This window comes from Bradyrhizobium cosmicum, assembly GCF_032290525.1.
GTDB classification, from domain to species: domain Bacteria; phylum Pseudomonadota; class Alphaproteobacteria; order Rhizobiales; family Xanthobacteraceae; genus Bradyrhizobium; species Bradyrhizobium cosmicum_A.
Genome location: NZ_JASXTA010000007.1, coordinates 163,818 through 181,929 on the forward strand (window position 1 = coordinate 163,818; position 18,112 = coordinate 181,929).

Below are 18,112 nucleotides of genomic sequence, written 5' to 3' on the forward strand. Positions count from 1 at the left end.
GCGGCAGGCTTCGTTACCAAAACAGGATGATCGGAACGAATTTCTGGCTGTTCCTGGCCGCAGCTTGTCTCATTGCCGCCGTTCCCGGCCCAGGCATCTTCTACGTCGCGGCCCGGACCTTGTCGGAAGGACGCGCCAGCGGTTTCGCCTCGACCGCGGGCACGGCACTCGGCGGGATGGTTCATGTCGTCGCGGGCAGCCTTGGCATCTCCGCGATCATCCTGGCCAGCGCCGAGCTGTTTGCCGCGGTGAAATTCGTCGGCGCGCTCTATCTGGTCTGGCTCGGCATCAGGACCTTTCGCAGCGCCGGCCGCGCGGCGTCGCTGGAGAGCGAGCTGGTCGGCGACAGCCGCGCGTTTCGCGACGGCGTGCTGGTCGAGGCGCTGAACCCGAAGACCGCGGCGTTCTTCCTCGCCTTCATTCCGCAGTTTCTCGATCCGGCGGGATCCAACATCACCCTGCAATTCATCGTGCTGGGTGCGATCTCCGTGACGCTGAACACGCTTGCCGACGTCGTGGTGGTGCTGATGGCCTCCGCGACGCGCACGCGGCTGATTGGACGGCCGCAGCTCATGCGGCGCCTCACCCAGGGCTCCGGACTGTTCATCACCGGCCTCGGCCTCTCGCTTGCACTGGCGCGGCGCCCGGCCAATGGCTAGCGCTCCGCAAAGCCGCTTCCATGAATCGCACGGCTTGCGGCTGCATTATGCCGATTGGGGCAATGAGGGCGCGCCGGTCGCCATCCTAGTTCACGGCGGCCGCGATCATTGCCGGAGCTGGGACGTCATCGCCCGGTCGCTGCAGCCGCATTTCCACGTGCTCGCGCCCGACCTGCGCGGCCACGGCGATTCCGACTGGACCAAGGGCGGCAGCTACGCGCTGACGGAGTATGTCTACGATCTCGCCCAGCTCGTCCGCAGCATCGCGGCGCCTCAGATCACTCTGATCGGCCATTCCATGGGCGGCATGGTGAGCCTGATCTTTACAGGATCTTTCCCCGAGAAGGTCTCGAAGCTCGTCGTCCTCGACGGCGTGACCATGCTGCCGGACACGCCCAAAGCGCCAACGCATGAGCGCATCACCAAATGGGTCGGCCAGCTCGACAGGCTGCACGAGCGCACGCCGCGCCGCTATGCGACTCTCGAAGACGCGGCCGCGCAGATGGTGCTGCACAACAAGCGGCTGTCCCGCGAGCTCGCGCTGCACCTCGCCACGCACGGCACGCGGCAGAACGGGGACGGCACCTATAGCTGGAAGTTCGATCCCTACCAGCGCGCCTCTGCGCCGCACCGGCTGTGGCCAGACGATCACGTCGCGCTGTGGTCGCGCATCGCCTGCCCGACGCTGCTGCTCAATGCCGGCGAGAGCTTTCTCGCCGGCGCCAGGGCGGCGGGGCTGGAGCGCTATTTCCGAGACGCGCGTATTGAGACGATCGCCGGCGCGGGGCACTGGCTGCAGCATGACAAGCCGCAGGAGGTGCTGGGCGAGATCCGTCGGTTTCTCGGGCTCGCTGAACACGGCGGTTAGCTCAACATCCCCGCATGCACCCACCAGCCGGAGTGATCACGCCGGATCCTTTCGGCGGCGGCATGCGCATCGGCAGGCGTGCCATAGATCGCAAAGCAGGTCGCGCCCGAGCCGGACATGCGAGCGAGCTTGACGCCGGCGGAGTCGCGCAAGGCCTCCAGCACGTCACCGATGACAGGCTGGATGCGCAGCGCAGGGGCTTCGAGATCGTTGGGTATGTTTTCGAGGATATCGACCCAATCGGCAATGGAGGCGCCCTCGTCCGGCCATGCCGTAGCGCGGATGACATCGGTGACGCCGACCAGCAATTCGCCGTTGCGCAGGCCCAGTTCCCGAAACACGTCCTTGGTGGCGACAGGCACGCGCGGATTGACCATCACGCAGGGCATGCTCGGCAGCGCGAGCGGCAACAGCTGCTCACCGACGCCGGTCATGTCGCAGGCGCGCGAGAACAGGCACACCGGCACGTCGGCGCCGGTCGCGAGCGCGACCTTCTGAAGACGGGCATCATCGAGCGACAGATTGTTGAGACGCGCCAACAGCCGAAGCGCCGCTGCGGCATCAGCCGATCCGCCGCCGATGCCGGCCGCAACGGGAAGCACCTTGTCGAGCGCGAAGGCGCCCAGCTTCAGGTTCGGCACGGCCTCGGCCAACAGCTTGGCCGCCTTGAACACGAGATTGTCCGCGGTATCGCCGCAGGCTGCGGCAAGCGGCCCCGTGGTGGAAAGCTTCAGCTCGCCGCCGGGCTCCAGCGTGAGCCGGTCGGCACAGTCGGCAAACGCGACCACACTTTCGAGGTCATGATAGCCGTCGGCACGACGGCCGATTACGCGAAGGCTCAGATTGACCTTCGCCCGTCCTTCTTCAATCAACGCCGGCATTGCCGAGCAACCCCCAACTTCACTCAGACTAGCCGCCCTTGCCGTCGTCCTTCTTCTTCTCCGCCTGTGCGGCCGAGGAGTTCGCATTGTCTTCGGTCAAACCGTTGGCGATCTTGGCCTCGATCTTCGGAAGCTCTTCCGCCTCGGGCTTGAGATCGCGTGCATGCGCCCACTGGAACTTGGCTTCCAAGGTGCGGCCGACGCGCCAATAGGCATCGCCGAGGTGATCGTTGATGGTGGGATCCTCGGGCTTGAGGTCGATCGCGCGCTCGAGGTTTTTCACCGCCTCCTCGTAATTGCCGATGCGGTAATAGGCCCAGCCGAGGGAGTCGACGATGTAGCCGTCGTCGGGCCGCTGCTCGACGGCGCGCTTGATCATCTTCATGCCTTCGTCGAGATTCACGCCCTGGTCGATCCAGGAATAGCCGAGATAGTTGAGGACGTGCGGCTGGTCGGGCTGGAGTTCGAGCGCCTTCTTCATGTCTGCTTCGGCCTTGCTCCATTGCTTGGAGCGCTCCTCGCAGATGCCGCGATAATAATACCAGACGCTGTTGGCCTTGTCGTTGCCGGCAGGCAGCACGTCGATGCCCCGCGAATAGGTCGCGCCGCAATCGCCGAACTTCTTGCGGCCGCGCTCGATGTTGCCGAGCGCCATGATGGCTTCGAGATCCTTGACATCGTCAGTGGTGACGCCCTTGAGGATCTTGATGGCCTCTTCGGTGCGGTCGGCGGAGTCCAGATCGATGGCGAGCTGGATCTGCGCGTTGCGCTTCAGCGGCGAGTTCGCAGGCACGCGTTCGTAGACCTTGATCGCCATCTGCGGCCGCTTCACCGATTCGTAGAGATCGGCGAGAGAGAGCAGCGCCAGCGGATGGGTCGGCTGGAGGTAGAGCGAGAGCTGGAGATAGACCAGCGCCAGATCCTCGCCGCCGCGGCGAGTCAGCGTGGCGCCGATGCCGTAGAGCGCTTCGGCCGCACCGGCTTGCGCGGAATCGACCAATGGCGGCATCTTCTTGCCGGCCTTGGTATCGCGCAGGCCGTCCACGATCAGCGGATGGCGGGCGAGCTTCTTGTCGAAGGCCTGGTAGACATTGGTCGCGGCGGCGGAGTCCTTGTTGCGGGACAGCCAGCGCGCATAGGCCTCGGTGACGCGCAGCATGGAATCGTCGAGCTTGTAGGCGCGCTCGAAACGGGTGCCCGCATCCTTCTCCTTGCCTGAGAGCTCGAGGATCATGCCGGCATGGAGATCCTTGAACAGCGGATACCATTCGGGACCGGCGAGCTTGTCGATGGTGGCGACACCGGCCTTGGCATCGCCCGCACCATAGGCGGCCCAACCCGACAACAGCGTAGCGACGAGATCGGTAATCGGACCTCGGATCGACTGGTTGATGTTGGTCTGCGCCGTCGCATATTTCTTCGTCTTGAGATCGTGCACGCCGACGACGAGACGCGCGACGCGGTTGGTCTTGTCGATGGTGAGGATGCGCTCGGCGAGCTTGACGGCTTCGTCGATGTCGCCGTCGGCGACCGACGAGATGAAGGCGCGGTCGAGCAGCTCGTTGTTCTTCGGGTCGGTGCGCAGAGCCGAGCGGTAGAAGGCGGCGGCGGAGGTCGCGTCGCGCTCGACGCTGGCGTGGCGCGCAGCGAGATAGCTGCCGGAGGTCGTCAGCGACTTCAGATCGTTTCGGGTCGGAAATTGCGCCGCCGTGTCGGACGGATGATCCGGTGTCTGCGCCAGGACCGCGCCGGGGACCGTCGCAATCGCGGTGCCCATGAGGGCGATGGCGGCAGCGGTCCAGCGGTTGAAACGATTTGAGAACATCAGGGCTCGCCTTGAGTTGGTAGTGCCTGGGTTTGCAGCAGAAGGCCGTATCGCATGCCAACGCGGCCGGTGGCATCGGGACCCGGAACCGTCAGGCCGACAATGCCGCTTTTGGCGCTTCACCGCAAGGATTCGGGCGTGCGATCCCCTCCGCGCGTCCCAAACCGGCCGTCAGCGCCCCAAGACGCTGCCAGTATGGCCTTATCGTGGCCATGGGCCGCCACCACGGCCCGGTTCTCACGCGAACGTGCGTCACAATGCCGGAGGCACGTCACATTGGCCGTGGCTTGATCGCCTCGGTCCAATTGTCCCGGCTTACATCGCCTCGTAATTCGGGCCGCCGCCCCCCTCCGGGGGAACCCAGGTGATGTTGCCGTTGGGGTCCTTCACGTCGCAGGTTTTGCAGTGGACGCAATTCTGGGCGTTGATCTGGAAGCGCGGGCTCGAACCTTCCTCGACCCACTCATAGACGCCGGCCGGGCAATAGCGGTTCGAGGGACCGGCGAACACGTCGTGCTCGGAGGTCTTCTGCAGATTCATGTCCGTGACCTTGAGATGAACCGGCTGGTCCTCCTCATGGTTGGTGTTGGACAGGAACACCGAGGACAGCTTGTCGAAGGTGATCTTGCCGTCCGGCTTCGGATAGGTCCTCGGCGCATGTTGCTTGGCCGGATCGAGCGTGGCGCGATCGGGCTTGGCATGCGACTGGGTGCCGAACAGCGAGGCGCCGAACAGCGTGTTGCACCACATGTCGAAGCCGCCGAGCGCGACGCCGAGCACGGTGCCGAATTTCGACCACAGCGGCTTGACGTTGCGGACCAGGAACAAATCCTTGCCGACCGACGAGGAGCGCCACGCGTTCTCGTAGTCGATGATCTCGTCATTGGCGCGATTTGCGGCGAGCGCCGCTGCGACATTTTCGGCAGCCAGCATGCCGGTGCCCATAGCATTGTGCACGCCCTTGATGCGGGGAACGTTGACGAAGCCGGCCGCGCAGCCGATCAGCGCACCGCCGGGGAAGGTCAGCTTCGGCACCGACTGATAGCCGCCTTCAGTGATGGCGCGCGCGCCATAGGCGAGCCGCTTGGCGCCTTCGAAGGTGCCGCGGATCGACGGATGGGTCTTGAAGCGCTGAAATTCGTCGAACGGCGACAGGTACGGGTCGTCGTAGTTGAGATGCACGACGAAGCCGACGGCGACGAGATTGTCATCGTAATGATAGAGGAACGAGCCGCCGCCGGTCTTCAGGTCGAGCGGCCAGCCGAAGGAATGCTGGATCAACCCCTTCTGGTGCTTGGCGGGATCGATCTGCCAGACTTCCTTGAGGCCGATGCCGAACTTCGCCGGCTCACTGTTGGAGTCCAGTGCGAACTTCGCGATCAACTGCTTGGTCAGGCTGCCGCGGGCGCCTTCGGCGAACAGCGTGTACTTGCCGAGCAATTCCATGCCGCGGGTAAAGGAATCCTTCGGTTTGCCATCCCTGCCGACGCCCATGTCGCCGGTGGCGATGCCCTTCACCGCGCCCTGCTCGTCATAGAGCACCTCGGCCGCGGCAAAGCCCGGATAGATCTCGACACCGAGCGCCTCGGCCTTGCGCGCCAGCCAGCGGCAGACATTGCCGAGTGAGCCGATATAGCAGTGATGATTGTACATCAGCGGCGGCATGATGAAGTTCGGCAGCTTGATCGCGCCGCCAGCGGTCATCCAGTAGAAGCGGTCGTCCTTCACCTGCGTCTTCAGCGGACAATCGGAATCCTCGCGCCAGTCCGGGATCAGCTTGTCGAGCCCGGCCGGGTCGATCACGGCGCCGGAGAGAATATGCGCACCGACCTCGGAGCCCTTCTCCACCACGACGACGTTGAGATCGGCGTTGAGCTGCTTCAGCCGGATCGCCGCAGCCAGGCCCGAGGGGCCGGCGCCGACGATGACGACGTCGAATTCCATGGATTCGCGCGGAGGAAGTTCTTCGGTGCTCATCTGATCTCAGCCCTTGAGACGGTCCTTGGGTCGATTGCGCCCTCTTGTTTCCGATTTTTCCGGGTAGGACAACCACGGAAATGCGTTCCGGTGGGATGCAAGGCGGCGCAAACTGATATAAAAGTCTGACTTTCCAAATGATCCCCGACCCCGCACCCACCGTCCGAGAGCTTCTCGCCTTCTATCTGGAGGCCGGGGTCGACTGCGCGCTCGCGGAGGAGCCGATCGACCGCCTGGCGGAATTGGACGCCCCGCCGCCGGCCCCGCGCGCAGCACCGCCCATCGAGGCGCCGCGGCCGGTCGCAGCGCCCGCGGTGATGCGCGGCGAAGCCGCACCTGCGCCCGAGATCGCGATCGCCTCCGCGCGCGAGGCCGCGCGCACCGCGCCGACGCTCGAGGCGCTGCGCGAGCTGATGCAGAGTTTCGAGGGCTGCGCGCTGAAGCACACCGCGACGCGGCTGGTGTTCGCCGACGGCAACCCGCAGGCGCGCATCATGTTCGTCGGTGAAGCGCCGGGCCGCGACGAGGACATCGAGGGGCTGCCCTTCGTCGGGCGCAGCGGCAAGCTGCTCGATCTGATGATAGGAGCTATCGGCCTCAACCGCAGCACGGCCTACATCGCCAACGTGATTCCCTGGCGGCCGCCCGGCAACCGCACGCCGACGCCGCAGGAGACACAAATTTGCCTGCCCTTCATCCAGCGCCAGATCGAGCTGGTGAATCCCGACGTGCTGGTGACGCTCGGCAATCCCTCGACGCAGACGCTGCTCGGAACCCGCGAAGGCATCATGCGCACGCGCGGCCGCTGGTTCGAGTACGAGACGGGCAGCCGCACGATCCGCGCGCTACCGACCTTCCACCCGGCCTATCTGCTCCGCTCGCCCTCCTACAAGCGGCTGGCCTGGCAGGATCTGCGGGCGATCGCAAAGGTGCTGGCGGGGTAGCAGGCTCTCGTAGGGTGGGCAAAGCGAAGCGTGCCCACCATCTTTATCTCGACGACGGATAGACTTGACGGTGGGCACGGCGCTTTGCGCCTTTGCCCACGCTACGATTGCTGCGTTGTCGCTACGTCCCCTTCGGCCGCACGATGGCCCAGCCGATCCGCAAAAGCTGCTGGCGGCCGGTCACCAGCCACTCGAAAGCGCGGGGCACTTCCGGCACGATGCCGGGGAAACGCGCGAGGATTTCCGGCGGCGGCGTGCCGGCGGTTTCGGAGGCGCGCCAGACCACGACGCCGCCGGTCTCGCTGAATTTCGCCTGGCTCATCCACGGCGTGCGCGCGGGCTGAGCGTCGATGAACAGATGCGGCCGGCCGGAATGCAGCGCGATCAGGCTCGCAATTTGAGTCTCGCCGGCGACCGCGCGCAGGCGATGATTGGTGCGGCGGGCAAAGCTCTCGTCGAAGAAATCGGAGATCGCGCGTGCCGGCATCGAGGTCGCGATCTCGCCGGTGCCGGTCCAGGGCAGAAGCAGGACGGCGAGCACGACGCCGATTGCGGGCGCCACGACGGCGGCGGCCCACACCGTCCGCAGCATCCGCGCGCGGCGCATCGCGATGAGATCGCCGGCCACGACGACCACGGCAAGCCCGGACATGACCAGCAGGACACCGGCGCCGGCGACGAGGGTCTCGAGCCCGAGGATGCCGGAGATCAGGACCGCGCCGAGCGCGGGCGCCAGCGCGAAGAAATGGACGAAGTTGCGCGCGAGCGGCTCGACCGGCGGACGATAGATGATCGGCGCCTCCTCGCCCTTGGCGACGAACAGGCCGGCATTGAGGAAGGTCAGCGCCGGGATCGCGGCAGCCCCGAGCACGAGCCCGCCGAGCAGCCAGGCCGCATGCAGCGCCCGGGCGTTCAGCTCGTCGACTTGCGGCAGATTCGGCAGCACCAGCGTCTCGGCGCGCATCAGCCAGACCGCATAGGGCAGCGCCAGCACGGCGACGACGATCAGCGCGAACAGCGGATCCAGCGCGCGCAAGGTGCGACGGCCGCGGGCGGTCGAGACGGCGAAGATGACGAGCAGGAGCAGCAGGAAGATCGCTGCGGGTGTCGTCAGCAGCAAGAGGCCCGCCTCGATCGACCAGGCGAACCAGGCATTGCCGCGGCGCTGGCCGATGATCTGCCAGGAATGCAGCAGCAGCAGCGCCCAGAGCGGACGCGCCAGCACCAGGGATCCGAAATCGAGTGCGGGCGAGGAGAAGGCCAGCACGGTCATGGTCAAGAGCACGGCGAGCACCGCCTGCTGCGAGCCGACCACGGCGCGGGAGAGATGGTAGAGGGCGACGAAGGTCGCGACCTCGCAGAGCTGGGCGAGGACGTAGACGCCGAACATGTGGCCACCAGCGGCGCGGTAGGCGATGTCGGCGAGCCAGACCGGCAAGGGTGGGCCGAGATCGGTGCCGACCTGGTATTCGCGGCCGAAGGCCAAAAGCGTGGCGAGCGCACCCGGCGGGCTGCGGTAAAACACCAGCGCCACGAACAGCCACATCGCGGACTGGAGCAGCACGGCGATCCAGACGATCAGCCGCGGCCGGGCGCGAATGAGCTCGATGACCAGGGAGGTAAACCGCATGCAATGCCTGAAGATGCAGCCAACCCGTCCAGCCGGCCCTGTTCGCTCACGACTGTTTTGATAAAGGGCGCTGCGCGTCGTGGCAACGGCAGTCTGTTCTAGGGGCTCGGTGTCGCATCGATTTCGAGGGCGGCTTCCACCTGCACCTCCACCTCGGCGACCGCGAACAGGTCCTGCACCGGCTCGATGGTCCATGGCATGTGCTTGGCGCGGGCCGCCGCGACGGGGGCGAAGAAGCTGCGGTGATGGACGGTGGGACCGAGGCGGTCGAGCGCGTCAAGGTGCTCGGGCACGGCATAGCCCTTGTGCTGCTCGAAGCCATAGCCGGGACAGTCCTGCGCCAGCGCGCACATCAGGCGGTCGCGCGTCACCTTGGCAACGATCGAGGCCGCGGCGATCGACAGCACGATGCCGTCGCCGCCGATTACGGCCTCGCAGTCGCACGACGTATCCAGCCGGTCGCGGCCGTCGACGAAGACGTGACGGGGCGGCTCGGGCAGCGCCACCACGGCGCGCTTCAAGGCCCACAGCGAGGCGCGCAGAATGTTGTCGCGGTCGATCCGGGCGCGTGAGGCGACGGCGACCGAGACTTGCGCGGTGGCGCAGATCTTGTCGAATAGCCTTTCGCGCTCTTCGGCCGTCAGCCGCTTGGAATCGTCGATACCGCGCGGGATGCGGTCGGGATCGAGAATCACGGCGGCCGCCACCACGGGACCGGCCAGCGGCCCGCGCCCGGCCTCGTCGCAGCCGGCGACCGGCCAGACGCCGCGCTTGATCAGCGTGCGCTCGCGGCGGAAGCTTGGGGGCGCGACGGCGATGATGCCTTTCTTGCCGGCAGCGGTCTTGCCGGCAGCAGTCTTCGTCGCGGCAGTCTTGGCCGCCGTCGCGGGCGCGAGCTGCTTCGCAGCGGCCTTCCTGGGCGCGTCTTGGGCCGGCTTCTTGGCGGAATGGTCCCGAATCATGGCCGGGATCGTGCGCAAGCAGCCCGGCCTGCGCAACCGGGAACCGCGCGCAATTCCCGTTATTCAGCGACTCGTCAGAACAGGCTGAGCTGATCGCCGTTCCGGCTCGGCCTGGCAAAGTGATCCGTCGTCAGCTTGGAGCGCCGCTTGTTGAGCTCGAGCTTGTCGCAGGCGATCTCGAAGCGGCGGCCGATGGTCCAGGCCATCGGGCCGGTGCCCTTCATCCGCTCGCCCCATTTGGCGTCGTAGTCGCGGCCGCCGCGCATGTCGCGGATCAGCGTGAAGACGTGACGATAGCGGTCCGGATAGTTGGCCATCAGCCATTCGCGGAAGAGATCGCGCACCTCCAGCGGCAGCCGCAGCAGCACGTAGGAGGCTTCCTTGACGCCGGCATGGGCGGCGGCGTCGAGAATGCGCTCGATCTCGGAATCGTTCAGTGCGGGGATCACGGGCGCAACCATCACGGTGGTGGGAATGCCGGCCTCCGAAAGCTGCTTCAGAGCCTCCAGCCGCTTCGGCGGCGTCGACGCCCGCGGCTCCATGGTACGCGCCAGCTTCGGATCGAGCGAGGTGACGGAAATTCCGACCTTGGCGAGATTGCGCTTGGCCATGCGCGCGAGAATGTCGATGTCGCGCACGACCAGCGCCGATTTGGTGACGATGCCGACGGGGTGGCCGGCGCGCTCCAGCACCTCGAGAATGCCGCGCATGATTTTGCGCTCGCGCTCGATCGGCTGATAGGGATCGGTGTTGGTGCCGATCGCGATCATCCGCGGCTCGTAGCCTGCTGCGGCAAGCTCTTTTTTGAGCAGCGCCGGCGCATCGGGCTTCACGAACAGTTTTGACTCGAAGTCGAGCCCCGGCGACAGGCCGAGATAGGCGTGCGTCGGCCGCGCGAAGCAATAGACGCAGCCGTGCTCACAGCCGCGATAGGGATTGATCGAGCGGTCGAAGCCGATGTCGGGGGAATCGTTGCGGGTGATCACCTTGCGCGAGGTATCGACCGCGACACTGGTCTTGAATGGCGGCAGGTCTTCCAGGCTCTGCCAGCCGTCGTCGAAGGCGACGCGCGCCTCGGCCTCATAGCGGCCGCTGGCGTTGGATTGCGCGCCCCGGCCTCGCCTGCGCTGGCGGTCGATGGCGACCGCCAGCTCAGGGAAGTCAGAAGGCGCACCCGCCGGCTCGGAGGGCGCCGTGACCGGCGGGTGCTTGAGAGCATGAGAGGATGCTGGACTCATGAAGCCAAGATAGCACGCCGTAGGAACAAATCAAGAACACAAACAAAAAACGTGAAAACAACCCCATGCACAGTAGAGCTGCCCAAATTTCGCGCGGCAGCCTTTGACGTCACGGAACACCACGTGACCCCGATCCCGTTTGATGCCGCCAAAGGATCGATCTCGCCGGAACTCGGTTGGTGACGATCGCGGTCAAAGTCGGTAGGAACATGACAAATCAACAACAATCGCGCGCGGCGAGCAGCGACCTCGATCTGCTCGATCGCTATTGGCGGGCTGCGAACTACCTCTCGGTCGGGCAAATCTATCTGCTCGACAACCCGCTGCTGCGCGAGCCGGTGCGGCCCGAGCACATCAAGCCGCGTTTGCTCGGACATTGGGGCACAACGCCCGGTCTGAACTTCATTTACGCCCATCTCAACCGCGTTATCCGCGCGCTTGATGTCAGCGTGCTCTATGTCTGCGGCCCCGGCCATGGCGGCCCGGGCATGGTCGCCAACACCTATCTCGAGGGCAGCTACAGCGAGATCTATCCTGATATCGCGCGCGATACGGACGGATTGCGAAAACTTTTCAGGCAGTTCTCCTTCCCCGGCGGCATCCCGAGCCACGCGGCGCCGGAAACGCCGGGCTCGATCCACGAGGGCGGCGAGCTCGGTTACGCGCTGGTGCATGCCTATGGCGCAGCGTTCGACAACCCCGATTTGATCGTCGCCTGCGTCGTCGGCGACGGCGAGGCCGAGACCGGCCCGCTTGCGGCCTCCTGGCACTCCAACAAGTTCCTCAATCCCGCGCATGACGGCGCGGTGCTGCCGATCCTGCATCTCAACGGCTACAAGATCGCGAGCCCGACCGTGCTCGGGCGGATGCCCGACCGCGAGATCCGCGAACTCTTCCGCGGGCTCGGCCACGAGCCGCTGTTCGTCGAAGGCGACGAACCCCGGCTGATGCACCAGGCCATGGCGGATGCGCTCGACGTCGCGCTCGCCAGCATCCGCTCGATCCAGCAGCACGCCCGCGACGGGCGCAAGTCGATCGAGCGGCCGCGCTGGCCAATGATCGTGCTGCGCAGCCCGAAGGGCTGGACCGGCCCGAAGGAAGTCGACGGTAAGAAGGTCGAAGGCTTTTGGCGGGCGCATCAGGTTCCTGTTGCGAGCTGCCGCGAGAACCCGGCGCATCTCAAGATTCTCGAAGACTGGATGCGCAGCTACGAACCCGAAAAGCTGTTCGACGCGAGCGGTGCCCTGATTCCGGAGCTTCAGGCGCTGGCGCCCGAAGGTAACAGGCGCATGGGTGCCAATCCGCACGCCAATGGCGGATTGTTGAAGAAGGAGCTGAAGCTGCCGGACTTCCGCAACTTCGCCGTGGACGTGCCGCAGCCCGGCTCCGTCGTGGGAGAAGCGACGCGCGAGCTCGGCAAATTCCTGCGCGACGTCATCCGCCTCAACGCCGGGCAGCGCAACTTCCGCATCATGGGCCCGGACGAGACAGCGTCAAACCGGCTGGACGCGGTGTTCGAGGCGACCGAACGCGTCTGGATGGAGCCGACCGGGCCGTACGACGTGCACCTCGCACAGGACGGCCGCGTCATGGAGGTGCTGAGCGAGCATCTCTGCCAGGGCTGGCTCGAGGGCTATCTGCTCACTGGGCGGCACGGCTTGTTCTCCTGTTATGAGGCCTTCATCCACATCGTGGATTCCATGTTCAACCAGCACGCCAAATGGCTGAAGGTGACCCGCGATCTGCCGTGGCGTCGCCCCATCGCCTCGCTGAACTATCTGCTGACCTCGCATGTCTGGCGCCAGGACCATAACGGCTTCAGCCACCAAGACCCCGGCTTCGTCGATCTCGTCGCCAACAAGAAGGCCGACATCGTCCGCATCTACTTCCCGCCGGATGCCAACACGCTGCTATGGATCGCCGACCACTGCCTGCGCACCTATGACCGCATCAACGTCATCGTCGCCGGCAAGCAGCCGGCGCCGCAATGGCTGTCTATGCAGGACGCGGCCACGCATTGCGATGCCGGCATCGGCATCTGGACCTGGGCCGGCAACGAGGCCACAGGACGAGAGCCCGACGTGGTGATGGCCTGCGCCGGCGACGTGCCGACATTGGAAACGCTCGCCGCCGTCGACCTGTTGCGCAAGGCGCTGCCTGACCTGAAGACCCGCGTCGTCAACGTCGTCGATCTGATGACGCTGCAGCCCAATGAGCAGCATCCGCACGGCCTGTCCGATCGCGACTTCGACAGCCTGTTCACGACAAACAAGCCCGTGATCTTCGCCTATCACGGCTATCCCTATCTCATCCACCGTCTGACCTATAACCGCACCAACCATGCCGGCCTGCATGTGCGCGGCTTCGCCGAGGAAGGCACCACGACGACGCCGTTCGACATGGTCGTGCTCAATGAACTCGACCGCTATCACCTCGCAATCGAAGCGATCGAGCGCGTGCCGGGCCTCGCCACCAAGGCCGCGCAGGTGAAGCAGCAGTTCCGCGACAAGCTGATTGCGCATTCGCGTTACGTCCGCGAGCATGGCGAGGACATGCCTGAGGTGCGCGACTGGGTCTGGCCCAATAGCGCCGGCGGCAACACGCCGGCCGAAGCCGGCGATTGACGTCGCCATGCCGGACACAGTCCTCGTCCTCAATTCGGGTTCGTCGAGCATCAAGTTCGGCCTGTTCGATATCTCGGCGGCCGACCCCTCCTTGCTTGGCAAGGGCCTGCTCGACGAGCACGAGGACAAGCCGCGGCTCCTGGTGAAAGGCCCGGCGGGCGAAAACCTGTTCGAGAGGCGGAGCGAAGCGAAGGATGCCGACGGCGGCCACCTGTTCGCCGACGTGCTCGCCTTCGTCGACGACCGGTTCGGCGCAGACAGCTTGCGCGCGGTCGGCCACCGCATCGTTCACGGCGGGCCGGATTATTCAGGCCCGGTCGCGCTGACGGACGACCTCACCGCAAGTCTGGAGGCGCTGACGCCGCTGGCGCCGCTGCACCAGCCGCGGAGCCTCGCGCCGGTCCGCACCATCGGGGCGATCAAGCCCGATTTGACGCAGGTCGCCTGTTTCGACACCGCCTTCCATCAGAGCATGGCGCCACCCGCGAGCCGCTTCGCGATCCCGCGACGCTTCGAGGAGCGCGGCATTCTCCGCTATGGCTTCCACGGCCTTTCGTTCGAATATGTCGCGGGTCGCCTCGCCGAAATCGCGCCCGGGCTTGTCGCAAAGCGCACCGTGATCGCGCATCTCGGCAATGGCGCCAGCCTGTGCGCATTGCGCGACGGCCGCAGCGTCGACACCACGATGGGGCTGACGCCGCTCGACGGTCTCGTGATGGGCACGCGAAGCGGCACGATCGATCCCGGCGTGTTGTTGTATTTGCAACAGCACGAGAAGATGTCCACCGAGGACATCCAGCACCTGCTCTATCACGAGTCGGGCCTGCTCGGCGTTTCCGGCCTCTCCGCCGACATGCGCACGCTGCTCGCAAGCCACGAGACTGCGGCGCGGGAGGCGGTCGAGCTCTTCACCTTGCGCGCCGCGCAGCAGGTCGCCGTGATGGCCACCACGCTCGGCGGACTGGATTGCCTGGTCTTCACCGGCGGCATCGGCGAGCACGCCAAGGAGATCCGCAGCGCGGTCGGCGAGCATCTCGGCTGGCTCGGCGTGCGCATCGAAGCGGCTGCGAATGAAGAGGCACGCACGCGCATCAGTGGTGACGACAGCACCATTGATGTTTTCGTCATTCCGACAGATGAGGAGCTGATGATCGCGCGGCATTGCGCGGCCGTGCTGCAAAAGTCTCAGTGAATACCCGACCAGATCTGAAAACACCCGATCGCGACCTCGATCACGATCAGCACCACCACCGCGATTTCGAGCCGGAGCGAGCGCTGGGTATCGATGATGTCGGTGAGCGCGTTGGCCGTTTCCGAGATCGCGGTCACCTTGCGCTCGAGCGTGTCGAGACGCTCCTTCAGTTCGTACTCGTCCTCGAGGCGGGAATAGAGACGATCGAGCTCGGGCTTCTCCCAGAGCACGTCCGGTTTCTCAGCGACTGCGACACGGCCGGCCACGCGCTGCTGCACGAGCAGCGCATTGCCGATCAGCTGCAGAATGCCCTTGCGCCTCGGCGGCGTGCGGCCCTGCTCGGCGAGCTTGCGCGCAAAGGGCTCGATCACGTCGAAGACCGCGGCGACGCGGCGCTCGTCGCGGGCGAGCGAGGTGCTCTTGGCGAGCGCGTCCGCGATCAGCAGCAGCCGGTCGTCGGAGAATTTGGCGAGGCAGATCGGCCCGCCGGGCTGGATCGCCTCCGCGCTTTCGTCCTTGCAGAGCTGGGCCTGCGCCGTCTCCTCCTCATGAGGACTGAGCTCGCCGGTCACCCTCGGCTTCAGACTGTCGATCAGAACCTTCTCCTCCGAAGGCAGCAAGCCGATCAACACCACGACCCCGTAGCGGAAGATGACCACGAGGCCGGCATGGAGGCGAAAGGCGGCAGGCGTCGACGAAACCACCGGGCCGATCTCGAGCCCGGAGGGATTGATGCGCTCGCCCAGCATCACGGCGCGGATCCGCAAGGTTGGCGCAGCGTCCGGCCTGGGAGACGTTGCCGGCGCGTTAACGGCAAGTTGATCGGCGTTCATTCAAAGCCCTCGTCAGCACCGTGGATTGCACGATTTTCCTGATCCCGCGCGCGGACCTCGCGCGCGCGATATCGCGGCCGAACACCGGATTAATACGGTCAGGGTGCGGTTGTGCCGAAACATTCAGCAATATCGCCACCCCGTGCGGGACATATTTGGATGCGACGGCTCCGGCAGTTTACCATCGCATGCCGCGGGGCCGCCGAAAAGTTGCACTCGGCAGCACCGCGTGTTTATGACAACATCATAACGAGCTACGCTTCTCCCGAAGTGCAGACACCGAAGCCTCAATCATGCTGAGCGTCATCATTCCGACCGAAGGCGTCGAGCAGACGGCGGTCGCAACTCTCGCCGCGCTGGTCCCCGGTGCGGCCGCGGGCGTCATCCGCGAAGTGCTGCTGGTCGACGGCACCCGCAATGGCGTCATCGAGCGCGTTGCCGACGTCGCCGGCTGCCGTTTCATCGGCTTCGAGGGGTCTTCGCAGGGCGCGGCGCTCGCCGCCGGCGCACTCCAGGCACGTTCGCCCTGGCTGATGTTCCTCCCCGCCGGCGCTGTGCTGGAAACCGGCTGGATCGAGGAGACCACCCAATTCATCCAGGCCGTCGCGACCAGCGGCCGCGATCGTGCAGCGGTGTTCCGCTACGCACGTTCGCCATACGCCGATGCTGGCTTCTGGGATATTCTCCGCGCCGTGGCGCGCAAGCTGGCCGGGCCGTTCGGCGATCAGGGACTTTTGATCGCCCGTGATCACTACGACCGGATCGGCGGCTATCCGCCCCAGGCCCGCCGTGCCGAGGCGCGGCTGCTGCGGCGGCTCGGCCGCTCGTCCCGGATCATGCTGCGCAGCCGGATCGTCATGGTCGGCTGAAGCCGCCAAATATTTGCCAAAGTCAAATAATTGTTTGACAATGGCAAATATTGAGGTGAGCCGATGGCAAGCAACGGTACCGACGATCAGATCGCAGCAGTTCGCGCCTTCAACCGTTTCTATATCCGCAAGCTCGGTGTGCTCGACCAGCACCTTGGAAAGAGCCCGTTCTCGCTCAGCGAGGCCCGCGTGCTCTACGAGCTCGCGCAACGCGAGGACCTTGCGGCAAAGGAGATCGGAAACGAACTTGGCCTCGACCTCGGCTATCTCAGTCGCATCATACAAAGCTTCGACGAAAAAGGATTGATTACGCGAAAGCCCCTGCCCGCGGATCGCAGGCAATACCAGCTCAGCCTCACCGCCAAAGGCCGCCAAGCCTTCGCCAAGCTGAACCTGGGTTCGCAAAACGAGGTCGCCGCAATGCTGGCTGATCTATCGGCCGAGGATGCAGCGCGGCTCACGCAGGCGATGGCGACCATCGAGGCCGTGCTGGAGCAACGTCGAAGCCAGCCGGCTTCTTTCATGCTGCGCAGCCATCGCGTCGGTGACATGGGCTGGGTCATCTCGAAGCAAGCGGCCGCCTATGCCGCGGACTACAACTGGGATATCAGCTACGAAGCGCTGGTCGCCGAGATCTGCGCGCAGTTCATCAAGAATTACGACGCCGCGCGCGAGCACTGCTGGATCGCGGAGGTGGGAGGCGAGCCGGTCGGCTCGATCTTCCTGGTCAAGGCCACCGACGAGATCGCCAAGCTGCGCCTGTTGCAGGTGGAGAAGAAAGCGCGGGGACTTGGTGTCGGCCGGGCGCTGGTCGAGCAATGCATCCAGGGCGCACGCGAGCGAGGCTACAGCAAGATGACACTGTGGACGCAGAGCATCCTGGTCGCCGCACGCGGCATCTATCAGGGCGCAGGGTTCAAGCTGGTCGCCACCGAGCCGCATCACAGTTTTGGGCAGGACCTGATTGGGGAAACGTGGGAGCGGGATTTGTAGCGATCTCGCACAGCCAAATGCAGCTGGGCCGAGATGCTAAAGCTACACCGTCGCGCCCTGCGCCTTCGGCCTTCGCAGATGCTCGTCCAGGCGCGGCATGATCTCGACGAAATTGCACGGGCGCGTGCGGTAGTCGAGCTGAGCGGCGAGGATGCCATCCCAGCCGTCGCGGCAGGCGCCGGGCGAACCGGGCAGGCAGAAGATGTAGGTCGCACCAGTCACGCCGGCGGTGGCGCGGCTCTGGATCGTCGAGGTCCCGATCTTGGCGTGGCTCAGCATGTGGAATGCGATCGAGAAACCGTCCATGCGCTTCTCGAACAGCGGCTCGATCGCCTCCGGCGTGACGTCGCGTCCGGTAAAACCGGTGCCGCCGGTGGTGATGACGACATCGATGCCGGCATCCGCGATCCAGCGGCGGATCGTGCTGCGGATCGCTTCGACATCGTCGGTGACGATCTCGCGCGCGGCGAGACGATGTCTTGCCGCGGTGAGACGATCGACCAGCGTCTGGCCGGACTTGTCGTCGGCAAGTGCACGCGTGTCGGAGACCGTGAGAACCGCGATGTTGAGCGGGATGAACTGTTTTGTCTCGTCGATGGAGGCCATTGGTACTTCCT

At 65.5% G+C, this 18,112-nt stretch carries 15 protein-coding genes; 7 read left to right on the plus strand and 8 right to left on the minus strand.

What is annotated here, in order from left to right:
• Positions 1-26: 26 nt before the first annotated feature.
• Together QSV46_RS15260 and QSV46_RS15265 are read left to right on the plus strand one after the other, a co-directional pair.
• Positions 27-659 (plus strand): LysE family translocator, encoded by a 633-nt coding sequence (locus tag QSV46_RS15260; protein WP_314952508.1) that lies wholly within the window; start codon positions 27-29, stop codon positions 657-659.
• A complete protein-coding gene (locus QSV46_RS15265) occupies positions 652-1,527 on the plus strand; it encodes an alpha/beta hydrolase (protein WP_314952510.1) in 876 nt (291 codons plus the stop codon). The genes QSV46_RS15260 and QSV46_RS15265 overlap by 8 nt, the downstream gene beginning before the upstream one ends.
• Here QSV46_RS15265 and QSV46_RS15270 read toward each other — a convergent pair.
• The 3 genes from QSV46_RS15270 to QSV46_RS15280 form a co-directional block, all read right to left on the minus strand.
• On the minus strand, positions 1,524-2,408 hold the full coding sequence (locus QSV46_RS15270) for a 4-(cytidine 5'-diphospho)-2-C-methyl-D-erythritol kinase (RefSeq protein WP_314952513.1): 885 nt from the start codon (positions 2,406-2,408) through the stop codon (positions 1,524-1,526). The two genes, QSV46_RS15265 and QSV46_RS15270, sit on opposite strands and share 4 nt — an antisense overlap.
• Before the next feature lie 28 nt (positions 2,409-2,436).
• Positions 2,437-4,233, minus strand: coding sequence for a tetratricopeptide repeat protein (locus QSV46_RS15275; RefSeq protein ID WP_314952516.1), 1,797 nt, complete (start codon positions 4,231-4,233; stop codon positions 2,437-2,439).
• Positions 4,234-4,548: 315 nt separating this feature from the next.
• Positions 4,549-6,210 (minus strand): electron transfer flavoprotein-ubiquinone oxidoreductase, encoded by a 1,662-nt coding sequence (locus QSV46_RS15280; protein WP_314952519.1) that lies wholly within the window; start codon positions 6,208-6,210, stop codon positions 4,549-4,551.
• 137 nt (positions 6,211-6,347) lie between these two features.
• On the opposite strand from QSV46_RS15280, the gene QSV46_RS15285 reads away from it, so the two are divergent.
• Positions 6,348-7,154, plus strand: coding sequence for a uracil-DNA glycosylase (locus QSV46_RS15285; RefSeq protein WP_314952522.1), 807 nt, complete (start codon positions 6,348-6,350; stop codon positions 7,152-7,154).
• A 121-nt stretch (positions 7,155-7,275) separates the two neighbouring features.
• Here the strand turns inward: QSV46_RS15285 and QSV46_RS15290 are convergent, their stop codons facing one another.
• The 3 genes from QSV46_RS15290 to QSV46_RS15300 all read right to left on the minus strand — a co-directional run bounded on the left by QSV46_RS15290 (position 7,276) and on the right by QSV46_RS15300 (position 10,984).
• Positions 7,276-8,784 carry a glycosyltransferase family 39 protein gene (locus tag QSV46_RS15290; protein ID WP_314952524.1) on the minus strand — a complete coding sequence of 503 codons (1,509 nt, stop codon included), beginning with the start codon at positions 8,782-8,784 and terminating at the stop codon, positions 7,276-7,278.
• 98 nt (positions 8,785-8,882) lie between these two features.
• Positions 8,883-9,746: a ribonuclease HII gene (locus QSV46_RS15295; RefSeq protein ID WP_314952529.1), complete on the minus strand. Its 864-nt coding sequence runs from the start codon at positions 9,744-9,746 to the stop codon at positions 8,883-8,885.
• A gap of 74 nt (positions 9,747-9,820) precedes the next feature.
• Positions 9,821-10,984, minus strand: coding sequence for a PA0069 family radical SAM protein (locus QSV46_RS15300; protein WP_314952531.1), 1,164 nt, complete (start codon positions 10,982-10,984; stop codon positions 9,821-9,823).
• Between the two features lie 209 nt (positions 10,985-11,193).
• On the opposite strand from QSV46_RS15300, the gene QSV46_RS15305 reads away from it, so the two are divergent.
• Both QSV46_RS15305 and QSV46_RS15310 read left to right on the plus strand, forming a co-directional pair.
• On the plus strand, positions 11,194-13,608 hold the full coding sequence (locus QSV46_RS15305) for a phosphoketolase family protein (RefSeq protein WP_314952534.1): 2,415 nt from the start codon (positions 11,194-11,196) through the stop codon (positions 13,606-13,608).
• Positions 13,609-13,615: 7 nt separating this feature from the next.
• Positions 13,616-14,800, plus strand: a complete 1,185-nt coding sequence (locus tag QSV46_RS15310; protein WP_314952536.1) for an acetate/propionate family kinase — start codon at positions 13,616-13,618, stop codon at positions 14,798-14,800.
• Here QSV46_RS15310 and QSV46_RS15315 read toward each other — a convergent pair.
• Positions 14,794-15,633 carry an RMD1 family protein gene (locus tag QSV46_RS15315; RefSeq protein ID WP_314952539.1) on the minus strand — a complete coding sequence of 280 codons (840 nt, stop codon included), beginning with the start codon at positions 15,631-15,633 and terminating at the stop codon, positions 14,794-14,796. The two genes, QSV46_RS15310 and QSV46_RS15315, sit on opposite strands and share 7 nt — an antisense overlap.
• A gap of 293 nt (positions 15,634-15,926) precedes the next feature.
• On the opposite strand from QSV46_RS15315, the gene QSV46_RS15320 reads away from it, so the two are divergent.
• Both QSV46_RS15320 and QSV46_RS15325 read left to right on the plus strand, forming a co-directional pair.
• Positions 15,927-16,502 (plus strand): glycosyl transferase, encoded by a 576-nt coding sequence (locus tag QSV46_RS15320; protein ID WP_314952541.1) that lies wholly within the window; start codon positions 15,927-15,929, stop codon positions 16,500-16,502.
• Positions 16,503-16,565: 63 nt separating this feature from the next.
• Complete coding sequence (locus QSV46_RS15325; RefSeq protein ID WP_314952544.1) at positions 16,566-17,495, plus strand: helix-turn-helix domain-containing GNAT family N-acetyltransferase; 930 nt, start codon at positions 16,566-16,568, stop codon at positions 17,493-17,495.
• A 42-nt stretch (positions 17,496-17,537) separates the two neighbouring features.
• Here QSV46_RS15325 and moaB read toward each other — a convergent pair whose 3' ends face one another.
• Positions 17,538-18,101 (minus strand): molybdenum cofactor biosynthesis protein B, encoded by a 564-nt coding sequence (gene moaB / locus QSV46_RS15330; protein ID WP_314952547.1) that lies wholly within the window; start codon positions 18,099-18,101, stop codon positions 17,538-17,540.
• Positions 18,102-18,112: the final 11 nt, after the last annotated feature.

Coding starts and splice junctions, on each gene's coding strand:
- QSV46_RS15270 (WP_314952513.1), bottom strand. CDS start 2,408: ATGCCGGCGTTGATTGAAGAAGGACGGGCGAAGGTCAATCTGAGCCTT.
- QSV46_RS15285 (WP_314952522.1), top strand. CDS start 6,348: ATGATCCCCGACCCCGCACCCACCGTCCGAGAGCTTCTCGCCTTCTAT.
- QSV46_RS15280 (WP_314952519.1), bottom strand. CDS start 6,210: ATGAGCACCGAAGAACTTCCTCCGCGCGAATCCATGGAATTCGACGTC.
- QSV46_RS15290 (WP_314952524.1), bottom strand. CDS start 8,784: ATGCGGTTTACCTCCCTGGTCATCGAGCTCATTCGCGCCCGGCCGCGG.
- QSV46_RS15305 (WP_314952534.1), top strand. CDS start 11,194: ATGACAAATCAACAACAATCGCGCGCGGCGAGCAGCGACCTCGATCTG.
- moaB (WP_314952547.1), bottom strand. CDS start 18,101: ATGGCCTCCATCGACGAGACAAAACAGTTCATCCCGCTCAACATCGCG.
- QSV46_RS15320 (WP_314952541.1), top strand. CDS start 15,927: ATGCTGAGCGTCATCATTCCGACCGAAGGCGTCGAGCAGACGGCGGTC.
- QSV46_RS15300 (WP_314952531.1), bottom strand. CDS start 10,984: ATGAGTCCAGCATCCTCTCATGCTCTCAAGCACCCGCCGGTCACGGCG.
- QSV46_RS15315 (WP_314952539.1), bottom strand. CDS start 15,633: ATGAACGCCGATCAACTTGCCGTTAACGCGCCGGCAACGTCTCCCAGG.
- QSV46_RS15295 (WP_314952529.1), bottom strand. CDS start 9,746: ATGATTCGGGACCATTCCGCCAAGAAGCCGGCCCAAGACGCGCCCAGG.
- QSV46_RS15275 (WP_314952516.1), bottom strand. CDS start 4,233: ATGTTCTCAAATCGTTTCAACCGCTGGACCGCTGCCGCCATCGCCCTC.
- QSV46_RS15325 (WP_314952544.1), top strand. CDS start 16,566: ATGGCAAGCAACGGTACCGACGATCAGATCGCAGCAGTTCGCGCCTTC.
- QSV46_RS15310 (WP_314952536.1), top strand. CDS start 13,616: ATGCCGGACACAGTCCTCGTCCTCAATTCGGGTTCGTCGAGCATCAAG.
- QSV46_RS15265 (WP_314952510.1), top strand. CDS start 652: ATGGCTAGCGCTCCGCAAAGCCGCTTCCATGAATCGCACGGCTTGCGG.
- QSV46_RS15260 (WP_314952508.1), top strand. CDS start 27: ATGATCGGAACGAATTTCTGGCTGTTCCTGGCCGCAGCTTGTCTCATT.